Annotated in this window: 18 protein-coding genes; 17 read left to right on the top strand and 1 reads right to left on the bottom strand. The window is 43.9% G+C overall.

Annotated elements, in window-relative coordinates; translation table 11 throughout:
- The first annotated feature begins 18 nt into the window (after positions 1–18).
- On the top strand, positions 19–1,233 hold the full coding sequence (locus tag JMX70_RS07710; protein ID WP_193031533.1) for a carboxynorspermidine decarboxylase: 1,215 nt from the start codon (positions 19–21) through the stop codon (positions 1,231–1,233).
- Positions 1,234–1,490: 257 nt separating this feature from the next.
- Positions 1,491–2,762: a saccharopine dehydrogenase family protein gene (locus tag JMX70_RS07705; protein WP_201590966.1), complete on the top strand. Its 1,272-nt coding sequence runs from the start codon at positions 1,491–1,493 to the stop codon at positions 2,760–2,762.
- A gap of 170 nt (positions 2,763–2,932) precedes the next feature.
- Here the strand turns inward: JMX70_RS07705 and htpX are convergent, their stop codons facing one another.
- Positions 2,933–3,847 carry a protease HtpX gene (gene htpX / locus JMX70_RS07700; protein WP_201565256.1) on the bottom strand — a complete coding sequence of 305 codons (915 nt, stop codon included), beginning with the start codon at positions 3,845–3,847 and terminating at the stop codon, positions 2,933–2,935.
- Positions 3,848–4,148: 301 nt separating this feature from the next.
- Between htpX and JMX70_RS07695 the strand changes: the two genes are divergently transcribed.
- From JMX70_RS07695 to radA, 15 genes are all read left to right on the top strand, one after another.
- Positions 4,149–4,610, top strand: coding sequence for a methyltransferase family protein (locus tag JMX70_RS07695; protein ID WP_201590964.1), 462 nt, complete (start codon positions 4,149–4,151; stop codon positions 4,608–4,610).
- A gap of 62 nt (positions 4,611–4,672) precedes the next feature.
- Positions 4,673–5,002, top strand: a complete 330-nt coding sequence (locus JMX70_RS07690) for a DHCW motif cupin fold protein (protein WP_201590962.1) — start codon at positions 4,673–4,675, stop codon at positions 5,000–5,002.
- 82 nt (positions 5,003–5,084) lie between these two features.
- A complete protein-coding gene (locus JMX70_RS07685) occupies positions 5,085–5,891 on the top strand; it encodes a PhzF family phenazine biosynthesis protein (RefSeq protein WP_201590960.1) in 807 nt (268 codons plus the stop codon).
- Between the two features lie 11 nt (positions 5,892–5,902).
- Positions 5,903–6,232 (top strand): YnfA family protein, encoded by a 330-nt coding sequence (locus JMX70_RS07680; RefSeq protein WP_201590958.1) that lies wholly within the window; start codon positions 5,903–5,905, stop codon positions 6,230–6,232.
- Between the two features lie 153 nt (positions 6,233–6,385).
- Entirely contained in the window at positions 6,386–7,009 is a 624-nt protein-coding gene (locus JMX70_RS07675) for a 6-pyruvoyl trahydropterin synthase family protein (protein WP_201590955.1), read from the top strand.
- The gene (tsaE, locus tag JMX70_RS07670) at positions 7,002–7,526 is read left to right on the top strand and encodes a tRNA (adenosine(37)-N6)-threonylcarbamoyltransferase complex ATPase subunit type 1 TsaE (RefSeq protein ID WP_201590952.1); all 525 of its coding nucleotides are present in this window, start codon (positions 7,002–7,004) and stop codon (positions 7,524–7,526) included. The genes JMX70_RS07675 and tsaE overlap by 8 nt, the downstream gene beginning before the upstream one ends.
- A 51-nt stretch (positions 7,527–7,577) precedes the next feature.
- On the top strand, positions 7,578–9,353 hold the full coding sequence (mutL, locus tag JMX70_RS07665) for a DNA mismatch repair endonuclease MutL (RefSeq protein WP_201590949.1): 1,776 nt from the start codon (positions 7,578–7,580) through the stop codon (positions 9,351–9,353).
- A gap of 61 nt (positions 9,354–9,414) precedes the next feature.
- Positions 9,415–10,608 carry a tRNA (adenosine(37)-N6)-dimethylallyltransferase MiaA gene (miaA, locus tag JMX70_RS07660; RefSeq protein ID WP_201590946.1) on the top strand — a complete coding sequence of 398 codons (1,194 nt, stop codon included), beginning with the start codon at positions 9,415–9,417 and terminating at the stop codon, positions 10,606–10,608.
- Between the two features lie 372 nt (positions 10,609–10,980).
- Positions 10,981–11,517 (top strand): RNA chaperone Hfq, encoded by a 537-nt coding sequence (gene hfq, locus JMX70_RS07655; RefSeq protein WP_144296269.1) that lies wholly within the window; start codon positions 10,981–10,983, stop codon positions 11,515–11,517.
- A gap of 249 nt (positions 11,518–11,766) precedes the next feature.
- The gene (locus JMX70_RS07650) at positions 11,767–12,759 is read left to right on the top strand and encodes a KpsF/GutQ family sugar-phosphate isomerase (RefSeq protein ID WP_201590943.1); all 993 of its coding nucleotides are present in this window, start codon (positions 11,767–11,769) and stop codon (positions 12,757–12,759) included.
- Between the two features lie 126 nt (positions 12,760–12,885).
- Complete coding sequence (locus tag JMX70_RS07645; protein ID WP_201590940.1) at positions 12,886–13,452, top strand: KdsC family phosphatase; 567 nt, start codon at positions 12,886–12,888, stop codon at positions 13,450–13,452.
- A complete protein-coding gene (gene lptC / locus JMX70_RS07640; RefSeq protein ID WP_068404219.1) occupies positions 13,449–14,033 on the top strand; it encodes an LPS export ABC transporter periplasmic protein LptC in 585 nt (194 codons plus the stop codon). Before JMX70_RS07645 ends, lptC begins: the two co-directional genes overlap by 4 nt.
- Positions 14,034–14,174: 141 nt before the next feature.
- Positions 14,175–14,663, top strand: a complete 489-nt coding sequence (gene lptA / locus JMX70_RS07635; RefSeq protein ID WP_180952567.1) for a lipopolysaccharide transport periplasmic protein LptA — start codon at positions 14,175–14,177, stop codon at positions 14,661–14,663.
- A gap of 190 nt (positions 14,664–14,853) precedes the next feature.
- The gene (gene lptB, locus JMX70_RS07630; RefSeq protein ID WP_190295467.1) at positions 14,854–15,564 is read left to right on the top strand and encodes an LPS export ABC transporter ATP-binding protein; all 711 of its coding nucleotides are present in this window, start codon (positions 14,854–14,856) and stop codon (positions 15,562–15,564) included.
- 288 nt (positions 15,565–15,852) lie between these two features.
- The gene (radA, locus tag JMX70_RS07625; protein WP_068404223.1) at positions 15,853–17,289 is read left to right on the top strand and encodes a DNA repair protein RadA; all 1,437 of its coding nucleotides are present in this window, start codon (positions 15,853–15,855) and stop codon (positions 17,287–17,289) included.
- The last annotated feature ends 37 nt before the right edge of the window (positions 17,290–17,326 follow it).

Genomic DNA, 17,326 nt, shown 5'->3' with positions numbered 1-17,326 from the left:
GCTATTAGGTAACCTCTTATGAATACAAACTTACCGTTACAAACCAGTCACTCATCCTTGCCTGCAACGCCCTATTATCTGCTTGATGAAGCGGCAATCGTTGCCAATATGCAGATTATCGCGCGTCTGTGCGAGCTATCTGGCGCCAAAGCCTTGCTCGCGCTCAAATGTTTTGCCACTTGGGGCGTGTTTGATGTCATGCAGCCTTATTTGCATGGTACAACCTCGTCTTCATTGAATGAAGTGCGGTTGGGCTATGAGACCTTTGGTAAAGGTAAAGGCAGTGATAATAAAAAAGAGACCCATGCTTATAGCGTTGCTTATAGCGCAGATGAAATTGACGAAGTATTAAGCTATGCCGATAAAATTATTTTTAATTCTATCTCGCAATTGAATGCATTTAAAGGTAAAGCTGCTGCTCAGAATATTCCAGTAGGGCTACGCTTAAATCCAAAAACCAGCAACTCGTCCTTTATTATTGCTGATCCAGCGCGTCCCTTTAGCCGTTTGGGTGAGCATGATAAAGATAAGATTACCGCCGTACTTGCTGATATCACTGGCGTCATGATTCATAACAACTGTGAAAACGATAGTTTTGAGGCATTTAGCGCAAGCTTAGCCGATATCGAAAACAGGTTTGGTGAGGTGCTGGCGCAGCTTGAATGGGTGAGCTTGGGCGGTGGTATTCACTTTATCGCGCCTGATTATCCACTCGAAAAACTGGCTGATAGATTAAAAGGCTTTAGCGAAAAATATGGCGTGCAAGTCTATCTTGAGCCGGGTGAAGCGAGCATTCACGGCGCTGGCTCATTAGTGACAACCGTCTTAGACACTATGCACAATGAAAAAAATCTTGCCGTCGTCGATGCCTCTATCGAAGCGCATATGCTTGATTTGCTCATTTATCGCGAGTCTGCTCCCATTGTGTCCATTAATGAAGAATCAATAGATATGATGCCGGTAAATAAAGATCAAAAAGAGGGCGCTGCAGACAACACTATTATTTACGGTCGTTCTTGTTTGGCAGGCGATATTTTTGGTGAGTACGCCTTACCGAGTAATTTGAAAATTGGCGATACCATTGCGTTTGGAAATGCTGCCGGTTATACCATGGTCAAGAAAAACTGGTTTAATGGTGTGGGTATGCCTGCAATCGTTATCCGCCGTTTAGATGGGTCGATACATGTGCAGCGTGAGTTTGATTATCAAGATTATAAGGCCAGCTTGTCTTAATTTTGCTATTAAGATGACGGTGATGGTATTTGAGTAATAGAATTAGATGTCATCTTATCGATTAATTATTGCCGAAAGGTGGGTAAAAATTGTTATAATCGCCGCGGGCAAAAGCAAGTAGCCAAATACTGCTTTGCCCGACGGGTGCGTGGGTTTTCCTCGGTCTTCCTTTTTAATTCACGCATATCATTCACTCGTTTCTGTTTTGACTCGCCACCATCGATGGTATCGACAGGGACACAAAGGAGGATTGTTCATTGAACACAAATCAAACCAACCCTAACAAAAAAGACGTGCTCATCATCGGTGCAGGCGGTGTGGCGCAAGTGGTCGCGCATAAATGTGCGATGCATAACGATGTGCTCGGCGAGATTCATATTGCCTCACGCACGCAAGATAAATGTGATGCCATCGCCCAAAATGTCAAAGAAAAGAATAGCTTTAAGCTGCCTGCGGTATTACATACCCATCAAGTCGATGCGATGGATACGCAAGCGCTGATACAGCTGATTGAAGAGACGGGTATTCAAATCGTTATCAATGTCGGTTCGGCATTTGTCAATATGACCGTTTTAGAGGCTTGTATTGAAACGGGCGCGGCTTATATTGATACCGCCATTCATGAGGATCCGCGCAAGATTTGTGAGACGCCGCCATGGTATGACAACTATGAATGGCAGCGTAAACAGCGCTGTGCTGACAAGAACATCACGGCAATTTTGGGTGCTGGATTTGATCCTGGTGTGGTCAATGCCTATGCGCGTCTTGGCTATGACATGATGGATGCAGGCTCGGTGACGGATATCGATATTATCGATATCAACGCTGGCAGCCACGGTAAGTATTTTGCCACCAACTTTGACCCTGAGATTAATTTCCGTGAGTTCACTGGTACGGTTTATTCTTGGCAAGACAGTAAGTGGCAGTCGAATAAGATGTTTGAAGTCAAACGTACCGATGATTTGCCAGTCGTTGGCGAGCAAAACAGTTACCTAAGTGGTCATGACGAGATTCATTCTTTATCGGCTAACCTAGATGTGCCAAATATCCGCTTTTGGATGGGCTTTGGTGAGCATTATATCAATGTGTTTACTGTGCTCCAAAACCTAGGTCTATTGTCCGAGCAGCCGGTGATGACTGCTGAAGGGCAAGAAGTGATTCCGCTTAAGGTGGTCAAAGCCGTACTGCCGGATCCAAGCTCATTAGCGCCCAATTATACGGGTAAGACTTGTATCGGGGATAAGGTTAAAGGCAAGATTAATGGCGTTGATAGCGAGGTGTTTATTTATAATATCTCTGATCATAAAGACGCTTATAACGAAGTTGGTAGCCAAGGTATCTCTTATACCGCTGGCGTGCCACCTGTTGCTGCTGCAATGTTGGTGGCGACTGGCGAGTGGGATGCAGGCAAAATGGTCAACGTTGAAGAACTTGATGCCAAGCCATTTATCAACTTGCTAAATGAGATTGGTTTGCCAACGCGTATCAAAGATAGCGAAGGCGATAGAGCATTAGAGTTCGATATTTAGTCAGTAAGTTTATCTAATAAAAAGCCTATCTTTTAAAGATAGGCTTTTTTTATGTTTGGTTGTAGTGTGACTTTACGGGAAGGTAGAGGGAGCTGATCCTGCCGTCCGCTATTATCTACTAAACTGGGCGGGGCGCACCCTACGACCTAAACAAATCATCACACTTTTTACTATGCTTCCCGAGGATTATACTTCCTCAACGCCGCAATACGATCATCAAGCGTTGGGTGTGAGCGGAAAAGGTTAGCGATACTAAAGCCAGTAGATTGTCCAGACGAGATTGCAAATGCCTTCATGCTCTCTGGCATTTGGTCTGGACGCTGTGCAGAAGGACGCAAGGCATCAAGCGCACTAATCATCTTGTCTTTGCTAGCAAGCTTAGCACCCATCTCATCAGCACGGAATTCACGCAGACGTGAGAACCACATAACGATGGCAGACGCCAAAAATCCAAGCAAAATATCCATCACAATACTCGTCACAAAGTAGCCAATGCCGGGGCTATCACTGGTATTTTTAAAGACAGTACGGTCGACGAAGCTGCCGATAATACGCGCAAAGAACATCACAAAGGCGTTTACCACGCCTTGGATAAGCGCAAGCGTTACCATATCACCATTGGCCACGTGACCGATCTCATGCGCCAATACCGCTTCTACTTCATCTTGATTCATATTTTGCAACAGACCAGATGAAACCGCGACCAACGCTTTATTTTTATTCCAGCCAGTTGCAAACGCGTTTGGCTGGGAATTATTAAATATCCCCACTTCTGGCATGCCAATATTTACCGCTCGTGCTTGCTTAGCGACGGTATCTACCAGCCATTGTTCCGTGGCGTTGCTTGGCGTTTCAATAACCACCGTCCCCGTTGATCTTTTGGCCATCCACTTTGAGATAAATAGCGAAACCATCGAGCCAACCATGCCGTATATACCGCACATAATGGCAAGGCTGGTGTAATTTAGCCCGCCTGCGCCATGTACGCCACCAATCCCAAAAAATCTGGACAAAATACCAAACACGATGCTAAATACCACAATCACCGCTAAGTTGGTTAATAAAAACAATCCGATACGCATCATGACGCTAACTTCCTCATTAAATTCAACGACAGTGTTAGGAGCAATTCCTTTACCGTAATAAAGACTAAAAATTAAACAGAGGACAATTATAACCTTCTAGAAGTAATATAGGCGCCAATTCTAGTATGAATAAAGTTTTATAATATGGAGAATACCAATGATAGCGGTGTGAAATGTGCAGTTGCTAGATACAGGCGCAAGTAGAAAAATAAACACACAAATAGTTAGCAGTTATAATAGATAATGAATGGTTTAGGTTCGTTATTTAAATTCGTTGTTTAGTCATATATAAGGTGCAACCATGAACGCTCTAGCGCTTAAAGTACCACCAGTAGCACAAGTCATTATTACGGCAGCTGCCATGTATGGCGTCTCTAAAATGGTTCCTGCTTTGACGTTCTCACTCAACGGCTCAACTGCACTGGCAGTGGGTTTGGGTGTGATCGGAATGAGCTTAGGTGTCATGGGTGTGACGCAATTTAGAAAGGCGCAGACCACACCCAATCCGCAGGCGCTTGAGAAAGTATCTAGTTTAGTAACCAGTGGCATATATCGATATAGTCGCAATCCGATGTATTTAGGCTTGGTGCTTATCTTATTAGGCTGGGCATTCTATCTGTCGCACTTTCTGTCGTTTGTGTTATTGCCCGTTTTTATACTTTATATGACACGCTTTCAGATACAGCCAGAAGAGGAAATGATGGCACGAAAATTTGGTAAAACTTATCAAGCATATCTAAATAAAGTGCGGCGCTGGATTTGAGGTATAGTAAGTAAAGAGAATTATTATGCATAAATGATCGATTAAATCAGGAAGATGACGTCATGGAAATGAAAAACATACCTTTTGCTACTACCGACTGGACGACAGTAGAAACAGTAGAAATCAAAGGCGAAACGGGCACAGGATATTGGAAGACTCGTGAATTTGATTCTATTAATGTGCATATGGTTGAGTATTCTGCAGGCTACCTTGCCGATCACTGGTGCGATAAAGGACATATTTTGTTTTGTATTGAGGGCGAGCTAAACACTGAGTTAAAGGATGGGCGTACTTTTACCTTAACAGCCGGTATGACTTATCAAGTAGCGGACAATACGATTGCACATCGTTCGTCAACGAAGACAGGCGCTAAGCTATTTATCGTTGATTGATATTGGCGGTAAACTCATAAAACCATAAAACCATAAAACCATAAAACCATGAAGTTATAAAAAATAACAGCGAGAACATAAAATGCAGCTAGAAATCAATGTCATTGATGCTTTTACGGATACGGTTTTTAAGGGCAATTCAGCGGCGGTTATCATTACAGATAATTGGTTAAGTGATGATTTGATGCAATCGATTGCCTTTGAGAACAATTTATCTGAGACGGCCTTTATTGTTCTTAGTGATGACGGCATTTATCATATCCGCTGGTTTTCACCATTGTCTGAGATTGCTTTTTGCGGACATGCGACTTTAGCTTCTGCTTTTGTGTTATTTGACAAAAATCCTAGTTTAGAATCTATTAGATTTTACGCCAAAGCGGTTGGTGTTTTAACTATCGTGCAAACAGACGATGGCAAAATACAAATGGATTTTCCTAATACTAAGCCGGAAAAGGTTAAAGATATTCCCGATAGCTTGTTGGCAGGATTGTCTGTTGCACCAGTCGAAGTTTATAAAAACACTCAAGCCTATTTTGTGATTTATAATGCTGAAGCCGATGTCTTAAACGTAACGCGTGATAACGAGCAATTAAAACAACTCGCGCCGTTAAATGTGGTGGTCACCTGTCAGGCCACCTCCGCTGACTATAAGGATTACGATTTTATTTCACGTTATTTTTGGCCTGCCAATGGTGGCGATGAAGACCCAGTGACGGGTTCGGTTCATACGGGGCTTGCACCACTGTGGGCAGAGCGTTTGGGTAAAGATGAATTAATAGCTTATCAAGCATCAAAACGAGGCGGTATTTTAAACTGCGTCGTTGCAGGCGATAGGGTGCTAATTTCTGGTAATGCTGTGCAGTATATGACAGGATTTATCACGGTTTAGGAGTGGTTGGTTTGACTGAATTAAAAACCGTTGGACTGTTTGCGCTGACCGCACTGGCTGAAATTATCGGTTGTTATTTGCCTTATTTATGGTTGCGAGAAGGTAAGTCGATTTGGCTGCTGGTTCCAGGTGCGCTCAGTTTGGTCGCTTTTGTTTGGCTGCTGTCCTTACATCCCACCGCCACTGGTCGCGTTTATGCTGCTTACGGCGGTGTTTATATTTCGATGGCTATTATTTGGCTGTGGACGGTGAACGGCATCAGACCAACCACGTGGGACATATTGGGTTCTATTGTCGCGCTCTTAGGCATGGCAATTATTATGTTTGCACCACGTCATTAGTGAATGGGTTTTGCCAATATTGCTATTAGTAAGTGACTACTTACGCAGTCATTACGATTTGCTATAATGAGCCGCACGCCGATGTGTCGTCGCGGTAAACCCTTATAATATTCATGTTTAACACAGTAAAGCTTACTGTTTTGGTCAATTATTATGCGTATTCGTAAACTGTTCAAATTTGAAAATGCGCATATCGTGCGTAATTGTAGCTCTGAGCGCTGCAAACATTCTATTCATGGTCATAGCTATCAGATTGAGCTGATTCTTGAAGCTAAGCGATTAGACCATGGGCAAATGGTGTATGATTTTGGTCTATTAAAAACGTCTATTAAAGACATTATTGATAGCTTTGATCATGCGATTTGCTTTTGGAATAAAGACGACCCTGAATATATCATCGCCTGTAAAAAATTCAGCGCGCGCTGGATCAGTTTGCCGGTATCGCCGTCAGCAGAGCAGTTCTCACGCGTTATCTTCTTTTGGGCACAAGAAATTCTCAAACAAACCCAAATGCAAAACGGTGAATCTGATGTCAGCGTTTACTCGGTAATTGCCCACGAAACCGCAACCGGTTACGCACAGTGCTTTGCAGACGATGTTGCAAACGCGCAAATGGGTGAGCTTCATCTAGAAGACTTTGAATTTAGTGAGCAAGTGAAGGCAGAATGGCATGACCCCGAGCTATATGCCAAATTGATTCGCGGTGAAAGCTTTATCAATCCAGCCGTGACTATGCAAGTACAGACGCAAGTAAGGAAAGGTAAGTTTGATGCCTAATAATATAAAACAAGACCAACATGTGAAAACCTTGACGCTGCATTCTGAAGCAGATACCCAGCGCTTGGCGGTGCAATTGGCAGCGTTGCCCTTATCGGGTAGTGTTTGGCTGTCGGGTGATCTAGGCGCTGGTAAAACCACCTTGACGCGTTATTGGTTGCAGGCGCTCGGCCATACAGGTGCGGTCAAAAGCCCAACTTATACCTTGGTCGAGCCTTATAGTATTGAGCAAAAAGATGGTTCAATTAAACCTGTTTATCATGCAGATTTATACCGTCTGCAAGACCCAGAAGAGCTATCCTTTATTGGTTTCGATGAATATTTGGATGAAGCAAATGCCTTAGTTATTATTGAATGGGCCAGCCGTGCGAACAGCTATTTACCACCGCCGAGTTTGTTTATTGATATGACGCAAGCCGATCGCGATGATAATGATAAAGAAGCGCGTCAGGTTGAGCTGAGACTATCGAAGGCGGGTCAAGCGCAAGGCTTAGATTTGTCTTCTCTTAACCTTTAGGTTAAACCGCATCACAGCCTCTGAGGTTTTATAAAAGTATGACGCTCACTAATGCCAGATAATCCCTCCAATAGCCGCATCAAAAAACTATCGCCGCTGCTTATCAATCAATTGGCAGCGGGCGAGGTGGTGACGCGTCCTGCCGCTGTGGTCAAAGAGCTGCTTGAAAACGCGATAGACGCTGGCGCGAGCAATATTGAGATACGTATTACCCAAGGCGGCATGGGTATGATTGAAGTGCTGGATAACGGCACGGGTATTCATCCTGATGATATGGTCATGGCCATTACTCGCCATGCAACCAGTAAAGTGGCCGATGTGGCTAATTTGCATGGTATTACCACACTGGGATTTCGCGGTGAAGCGTTAGCAGCGACTGCGGCAGTTTCTCGTTTGACTTTAACCAGTAGTCATGACGACAGTGGGATTGGTCGCCAGTTGCAAGTTGCCGGTGTATTGGACGAGGTGCCAAAATTGCTGCCAGTCGTGCATCAACGCGGCACGACCATTACCGTCAAGGATTTATACTTTAATGTGCCCGCACGCCGCGGCAACTTAAAATCTATTGCGACCGAGTTCGGTCATATCGAAACCATTGTCCGCGAAGTGGCTTTGGCGCGTGCAGATGTGGCGCTAACCTTGTTTCATGACAATAAAAAGCGGTTATCGCTGTCTTCAAGAGCAATGTCTGCAAATGATAACGATAATACCAATAGCAGCAACAATAACGCTCATCGTCTGCCTTTATCACGTCTTGAGCAAGCGACTGGGTTACCATTAACGGACAACGCCTTAGAAATATCCATCGACCTTACCAGTTTGATGCAATTGCCTAAAGACTATGTGAATAATAACTTTGCTGGTCAAGCGAACATCAACGGTTGGTTATGGCTTAGCAATGACTCTCAAAGTACCTTTCCAAAATTAATTTATGTGAATGGGCGATTGGTAAAAGAAGCATTGATTAGCAATCAGCTGCGTCAACTTGCCCAAAGTGCGCAGTTAGCAGGTATTGGCTACGCGCTTTATTTTGATCTGCCAACTGATTGGCTCAATATCAATGTCCATCCGTCCAAACAGCGTATCAAAATCAGCCCGCTAAATAACATCATGGCGCATCTTAGTCATGCGATTCAAGCAAAGCTTAAAGCGGTTGCTACCAAACAGAACATCAATCAGACCATCAATTCCGCTGATGAAAGTAGTCAGGTATTAGATAATCATCTATCTATCAATAACGCCTTCGCTGCTAAAAGGCAACAGACGTCATCGGCTACTCATTTAACCAATCATTCAACCAAAACCCAACAAGTGCAAGCGCCCAAACAATCGTATCAGTTGTCAGAAAATACCGATGCTGCGCAATCATCAGAACAGGCTACTTTTACTGAAAATATAAATCGGGGTAGCACATTAATAAGCACGGCCAATACGTCACAAAATCTATCGGTAAAAAATGCTCCTTTACCATATTGTTTGGAGGTTATTTTAAATACGGGTCATGATTTAGATGCAATTAAAAGTGTCAGTGAGAAAACGCTACCATGGTTGCTGTTTTATAGTTGCAGCCAATTTTTTCTGATTGGCGCTGAAATATGGCAGGCGCAATTAAGCTTATTGTTTGAGTCGGATATATTTAGAGAGCAGGTTTCATTTAATGATGCGAATGCTGTCAATCAGCAGCTTACTGACTTAGCCACAAAAATGTCTACAGAAGATTTATGGGCATTTAACGCAGATATCGAAGACTTACTTGCTAAACATGCTTTTAAGTCTATAAATAACCAGCGTTTAATCGCGTTGATGCTATCATCTACAGCCATTTAGATGTCCATTGATTAGAGTGAGGACACGTTTTAGTAGTCCTATAAAAAATAAAGGTAATCCTATGCAAATCTCGTCTGCTAGCTCATCTTATCGCCTCAATCCCAATTTGGCAGATAATAGCGTGGTGTGCTTGATGGCACCGACGGCGAGTGGCAAGACAGCTCTAGCGTATGAGCTATACGATACTGGGCGTTATGAGCTGATTTCGGTCGATTCAGCATTGATATATCGTGATATGAATATCGGTACAGCCAAACCAACCGCTGCAGAGTTGGCACGTTATCCGCATTATTTGGTTGATATCATTGACCCGATGCAAAGCTATAGTGTCGCTGAATTCGTTAATGATGTTGCACGTTTAATTGATAGCTGTCATAAGAAAGGTAAAATACCTTTGCTCGTTGGCGGTACTATGATGTATTACATGGCGCTTATTGATGGGTTATCGCCCGTGCCTGACAGTGATGATGACGTGCGCGCGCGTGTGGAGCAGTGGCGGCAAGACGAAGGTCTTGGTGCACTATATGATTATCTAGGAAAAATAGATCCGATAAGCCACGAGCGTCTTAATGCGACCGATACTCAGCGTATCACGCGCGCGGTTGAAGTTTATCTGCAAACCAATATACCCATCAGTGACTGGCAGCAAAAGCCCAAACATGCCTTGGCGCATAATCCCAATCAGCAATGGCATGCGCTGGCGGTGATGCCAGAACGTTCATGGCTACATCAGCGTATCGAGCAACGTTTAGATATAATGTGGCATGACGGGCTAGTGGCGGAAGTGATTAGATTGCTTGAGCAGTACCCTTTGACACCAAACTTACCCTCTATGCGCTGCGTCGGTTATCGGCAAGTATTAGAATACCTAGTCCATATTAAGCATCCAATATTTAAACAGCCGCACTTGGATAAAGCGCAATTTTATGACGCCTTTTTAGAAGTAGAAGCGGCGAGTGCAAGTAAACGACCACAAGACACCACTACTCAAGCGCTCGATCAGCCATTGACGCTCAGCGCTCAAACCGAGGCACTTGCTTGTCAGAAAATGCAAAATAAGGCATTATATGCGACCAGACAGCTGGCGAAGCGTCAATATACTTGGCTGCGCAAACTTACTCAGTTGCCCAATTTGCCTGATAATGCGTCAAATACTGCAACAAAGCTAAATGAAAACGATGACAAGCTTATGCGCGGTGATATCAAAATAAAAACGTTTGCTACTATGACCCAAGTAAGAGAGTATTTATACTAAAACCAAATCATATAAAGCGCGTTAATTAGCCCCGTAAAAAATAATGACAATTAGTTTCAAAATAAAGGTTGGATAACTGCTATAATTTAAATCATAGCAAAATAGTGTGAATTATATCGGTATCATTGCTTTTTGAACGGTCGTTAATTAACTTTTGTTGGTAGGAAGTCTTAAAAAATAAGCGGTTACTTAATTATTTACAATAATAACGTATTCACGGTAAAGTGAAATTATTTAACAAGAATTAGTGCTTATTTAGATACGTTTTATAAATAAAACTTATTATTGTATCTGCCCTTAGCCATTATAATTAAAGCAATACTTATAATAATTGGCACTAAAAATAATTATATAATATTTAGGAGAGATGTCATGTCAAAAGGACAAACTTTACAAGACCCGTTTTTGAACTCGTTGCGCAAAGATCGCATTCCGGTTTCTATTTTTTTAGTTAATGGTATTAAGCTGCAAGGTCAAATTGAATCATTTGATCAATATGTGGTGCTGTTAAAAAATACAGTGAGTCAAATGGTTTATAAGCATGCCATTTCAACAGTCGTGCCCGCCCGTAATCCTAGAAGCAGCACGACTACTGGTACGGGTACGCAAACCTCAACGGGTGCACCTGCTGGTTACCAAGGTGGTATGAGTAGTGGGTTTGAGCGTGGTAGTAACCTTGCTGGTGGTGGCGGTTTTGAAGAGCGTGGCTTTGCCAATCGTAGTGGCTTTAATCGTGGCGGTTTTGGTCAAGGCCAAGATCGTGGTTTTGAGCGTGGCAGCTTTGGTCAAGGTCAAGAGCGCGGATTTGAGCGCGGCGGCTTTGGTCAAGATCGTGGCTTCGACAATTCTTCAGACAATGCTATGTTTGAAAACAAATCAAACGATGATATAGACGATAGCAATCAATAAATAACGCTATCTGGTGTGTATTTGATTGAAAGTATGTTATTAAAATGTTGTATAGCTGATTAAGACCTACTATTAATTATAGTGGGTTTTTTTTGTATAAATAGACGTATAATCATGGCTGTGCAAGCGACTATTTACACTGCTTAGTAAGAAGGCAATGATGAAAGCGACGTCTTGCCCTATATTATTAATATCAGCCATAGTATAGTAAAATGTTTCATTGATTCATCGAAAATATAGAGCTAACGTATGAGTAATCCGCACCGCGACCTGACCCATCAACAATTTATTAGCACTGCTATCGAAGCAATTCATACGGAGATGGCAGCGCTAGCATTGTTAACGGAACAAATCGATGATAGATTTGCTCAAGCCTGCGATATTATCCTAGCCTGCAAAGGGCGTGTGGTGGTGACGGGCATGGGCAAATCGGGTCTGATTGGTCGTAAGATAGCCGCGACTTTTGCTTCTACGGGCACGCCAGCGTTTTTTATGCATCCTGGGGAAGCGGGGCATGGCGATTTGGGGATGTTGGTGCAGGGCGATGTCCTACTGGCTATCTCAAACTCGGGCGAGTCAGATGAAATTAGAATGCTGCTGCCCGTGGTTAAGCGTCTAAATATTCCCCTGATTAGTATTAGTCGAGACAAACGCGGTATGCTACCACGAGCGGCGGATATCATTTTGACGCTTGGTAAATCACAAGAAGCTTGCCCGCTCAACCTTGCCCCGACTTCTAGTACCACAGCGACCTTGGCATTGGGCGATGCGTTGGCTGTGGCTTTGGTACATGCACGTAATTTTACTTCAGAAGACTTTGCCTTATCGCATCCTGCAGGCGCCTTAGGACGCCAGTTGCTGACGCGGGTCGAAGATTTAATGCATACCAATTCAGAAAATTTACCGCTTATTAATCAACAAGCACCGCTACAAGACGCTTTATTGACCATGTCTTCTGGGCGTCTAGGTATGACAGTAGTGACTGATGACGAACAAAAAGTCGTCGGCGTATTTACCGATGGTGATTTGCGCCGCGGCTTAGAAAAAGGCATTGATTTGCAAACCACGATGCGTGAGCTGATGGTCAGTAATCCACGCCGCGTCAGTAAGGATATGCGCGCGTCCGATGCTTTAAGTGTGATGAATGAAAATGGTATTAGCCAGCTGCTGATCATCGATGAGGAACAGCGTTTGGAGGCCATTATTACGGTACATGACTTATTACAAGCCGGTGTTAAGTAGCCCTATTTTAATAAACAATGTATTAATAATTGGCGCAATTAAGAAGTAACATATTAAAAAAGCCTTAATAAAAGAGTGTTTAATAAGAATACGTCTCATAATAAAATTATTAATAAGAGAAAATTGATGCAAGACTTAATAAAAAAAGCCGGACAAGTAAAGTTATTGGTCATGGATGTTGATGGTATCTTGTCAAACGGTCAAATTATTTATGATGCCAACGGTACTGAAACCAAAGCCTTTTCGGTACAGGACGGTGTCGGTGTCAAATCGTTGGCGCGCTATGGTATTTTGACCGCTATTATTACTGGTCGTAGCAGTCCTATGGTGGACAAGCGTGCTGCTGAAATGGGTGTCAATTATATCGTCCAAGGTCGTGATGATAAGCTGATTGCGTTGAATGAGCTATTAGCGACGCTTGATGCTGAGCTTAATATCACCGCTGCTGATTGTGCTTATATGGGCGATGACTTACCAGATATTAAAGCGATGCAAACGGTAGGTTTTGCGGCCACTGTCCCAAATGCCCATCAAGAGGTGATAAAGCGCAGTGATATGGTGACCACCCGCGCAGGTGGTACCGGCGCAGTACGGGAAATATGTGATCTTATTTTAAAAGGTCATGGTCACTATCAAGATTTTATCGCGCACTATACGCTTGATGCAGCGAAACCTGAGGATAACTTATCGTGAATACTCGTGTTTTAATCGTTCTGGCATTAATTATTGCTGTGATTGCTGGCTGGTTCTTCAAACAGCAAGGGGAGATCACGCCGCCCGTTAGTATGGAACCGACGGATGTGGATTATGAAGCCACTGACATTAAGGCGGTACAGACCAATGAAAAAGGTGAGACCGAGTACGAACTAAGTGCAGAATCCTTGACCCATAATCCTGTGACCAATAAAGATGAGATGAAAGGCATCACCATGAATTGGGAGCCATCAGACGAGCAGCGTTACCGCGTTGAAGCGGGCAGCGCTGCCATCAGTCAACAGACAGGTGAGATGAGCTTATCAGGTGGTTTTACTTTAGTTAGCGAAGGCAAAGCGGGCGAGTCTGATATTGAGCCGATTAAAGTCATGGGCACTACCTTAAAAGGCAATACCAAAACAGGTCAAGTCTATAGTGATGCGCCAGTAAAAGTCGAACAAGGGATGAACCGCTTCGAGGCGTCAAGCATGAAAGCCAACCTTGAAACTGGGGACTATGAATTTGGTCAAGTCGCGGTTGCATTTACGCCCGCGAAACGCCAAGATAAAGCTTTATTTTAACAGCAGCACCTAGCAGGAAGTTTGCAAACGCCACTACCCATAATGATACGAGTAACTTTTATGAAATCTACTTTTTTGCCTACTTTACGCTTGCTATCGACACGCTCTATCCAAGTAACACACGGTTTACGAACGCTACCGATGCTAATGTTGTTAGCATTGCCGTTATACAGCCATGCCTTGCCATCAGATGCCAATCAGCCTATTAAGCTGTTGGCGGATAAGGCTACTTATAGTGAACGTACAGGTATCACCAGCTATTCAGGCACTGTCGTGATTACGCAGGGTACGTTCAAAATGACCGCCGATGATATTACGGTCAACCTCTCGCAAGGCCGTAGTATCAACTCGGCAGTCGCCACCGGCCGTCCAGCCACTATGCAGCAGGTAGTGACGCAAGAAAAGGGCTTGGCAAAAGGGCAGGCCAATAAGATTGATTATAATGCGGTCACGGGTATCGTGACGCTCACGGGTAATGCAAAATTGGTACAAAATGGCGCCAGTTTTGCCGGTAATGTCATTCGTTATAGCTTAAAAGCTGGCGATGTAGAAGCAACTGCTGGTGGCAGTCAGCGCGTAGAATTGGTCTTCCCGCCTAATAGCGGTAGTAACCGAAGCAGCATACGCTAAGCACAGTATTTTTAATATAAAAGTAAGCGATAGTAATACTAAAAACTTTGCAACTTTAACAGTAATTGACAGGTAAGTGATGAGCGATATTAAAAACAATGTTGTTAAGACTAATGAAATTCATAGCAACGAGCTTAATAATGGTTCTGTAGCGGCAACCAATAGCTCCGAGCCTGTCGCCCGTTTAACAATGCAAAATTTGGGCAAACGCTACGGCAAACGCTGGGTGGTAAAGGATGTATCATTTTCTGTTGAGCAAGGGCAAGTTGTTGGATTATTAGGACCAAATGGCGCGGGCAAAACTACTAGCTTTTATATGGTGGTCGGACTGGTCAATATGGATAAGGGCCGCGTTACCTTAGGAAAAATGGATTTATCAAAATATGCCATGCATGAGCGCGCGCGTGCTGGTATTGGCTATTTGCCGCAAGAAGCTTCTATTTTTCGTAAATTATCCATTGAAGATAATATCTTAGCCATTCTGCAAACTCGTAAAGAGTTAAGTGCCGCTGAGCAGCGTCAAGAGCTTGAAAAGTTGATCGGCGAGTTCCATTTAGAACATGTACGCAAATCATTGGGTATGAGTGTCTCAGGCGGTGAGCGCCGCCGCTGCGAGATTGCGCGTGCTTTGGCGGCCAATCCAAAATTTATCCTATTAGATGAGCCGTTTGCTGGTGTTGACCCTATCTCTGTTAGTGATATTAAAGATGTTATTTTAACCCTAAAAAATCGCGGTATTGGTGTACTCATCACCGACCATAACGTGCGCGATACCCTCGCCATTTGCGAAAAAGCCTATATCGTTTCAGAAGGCGCCATCATTGCGGAAGGGACGTCATGTGAAGTGTTAGAGAATGATTTGGTAAAATCTGTCTATCTTGGTAAAGACTTTCGCGTATAAGCACTTCGCTATTTAGTAGAGGTGAGCCTGTATAAAGCCTTGTTTGAATCATTAGCCAAATATCTTATCATTGTAGGGTGTAACGAATATTTGTCTATTTTCTCTTAACATCCATGCCCACTATAAATTGCTATCTATCTCTCATAATCTAATGCCTGGTTATTAAAAAAGGCACGTTCATTCTTTCTCTTAGTCTTACACTTAAGCTCGTATAGAGCATTCTAGAATTCTATTTATTATTCGCGATTTATTACTTTCGATTGACCAGTTCAATAAGGTTCATACGTTATGGCAAAAAATAAAAGCAGTTATGTCTGTCAACAGTGCGGGGCGCATTTTGGCAAATGGGCGGGGCAGTGTACAGACTGCGGTGAATGGAACAGTTTGGTAGAAGCACCAAATGTCAGTATGCCGCACCATAATAAGAGTAGCGCAAAAGCGAATGCTAGCCGAGCGGTTTCTCGTAGTGCGGGTGCACCTGCTGGCAATTATTCGGGTACGCACAGTGCGGTCATGCCACTCAATGCGGTAAGCGTGACACTAGATACACGCCTGCCCACTGGCATTAGTGAGTTTGATCGAGTGTTGGGCGGCGGACTGGTGGCCGGTTCGGTCGTTTTGATCGGCGGTGACCCAGGAATCGGTAAATCTACGATTTTGCTGCAAACTGCGACCAATATGGCAAAGGCTGATTCATTGGCAGGTAGCGCGCTGTATGTGACGGGTGAAGAGTCGCTCGCCCAAGTGGCGATGCGCGCCAAGCGTTTAGATTTGCCAGCGGATAGATTACGTGTGCTCGCGGAGACCAATGTTGAAACCATTTGTGCGGCTTTAACCCAAGAGCAGCCGGCGATTGCTATTATTGACTCGATTCAGACTATTTATACCGATGCCATTAATTCTGCCCCAGGCGGCGTTAGTCAAATTCGTGAGTCGGCAGCTATTTTGACCCGTTATGCGAAGCAAACTGGCACGGCACTATTTTTAGTCGGGCATGTGACCAAAGAAGGGACGCTGGCAGGACCACGTGTCCTCGAACACATGGTTGATACGGTTTTATATTTTGAAGGTCAGTCCGATTCACGCTTTCGTATGATTCGCGCGGTAAAAAACCGTTTTGGTGCAGTTAATGAGCTGGGCATTTTTGGCATGACCGATATGGGACTCAAAGAAGTCGCCAATCCCTCAGCGATATTCTTAAGCCGTTATGATAAGCCCGTAGCGGGTTCTGTGGTGATGGTAAGCCGTGAAGGTACTAGACCCCTGCTGGTTGAAGTGCAAGCCTTGGTTGATGACTCACAAGGTTCACCAAGACGTATGGCTTTAGGGCTCGATTTTCAGCGCCTATCAATGCTGCTTGCGGTCATGCATCGTCACGGCGGTATCCATACCAGCGGACAAGATGTGTATGTAAACGTCGTTGGCGGCGTTAAGGTGATTGAAACCGGGTCTGATTTGGCCGTACTATTGGCTTGTGCTTCTAGTATCAAAGAAAAGCCTTTACCCTCATCACTTGCCGTTTTTGGTGAAGTCGGCTTATCAGGAGAGATTCGACCGGTTCCTAACGGACAAGAGCGCCTAAAGGAGGCGATGAAACACGGCTTTAAACACGCAATTATTCCTAAAGCCAATGCGCCTGCCAAAGATGCGCCGCAGTTTAAGGGTATCAATGTCATCGCGGTTGAGCGTCTCGATGATGCGATTGAAAGCGCATTTGAGTTATAGTTTTAAAAGCTATACCATGTTAACTATTTAGCGTCAA

Source organism: Psychrobacter pulmonis (genome assembly GCF_904846465.1).
Taxonomy (GTDB): Bacteria; Pseudomonadota; Gammaproteobacteria; order Pseudomonadales; family Moraxellaceae; genus Psychrobacter; species Psychrobacter faecalis.
The sequence above is the reverse complement of the archived record's forward strand: the minus strand, read 5'-3'. Positions and strand labels throughout refer to the sequence as shown.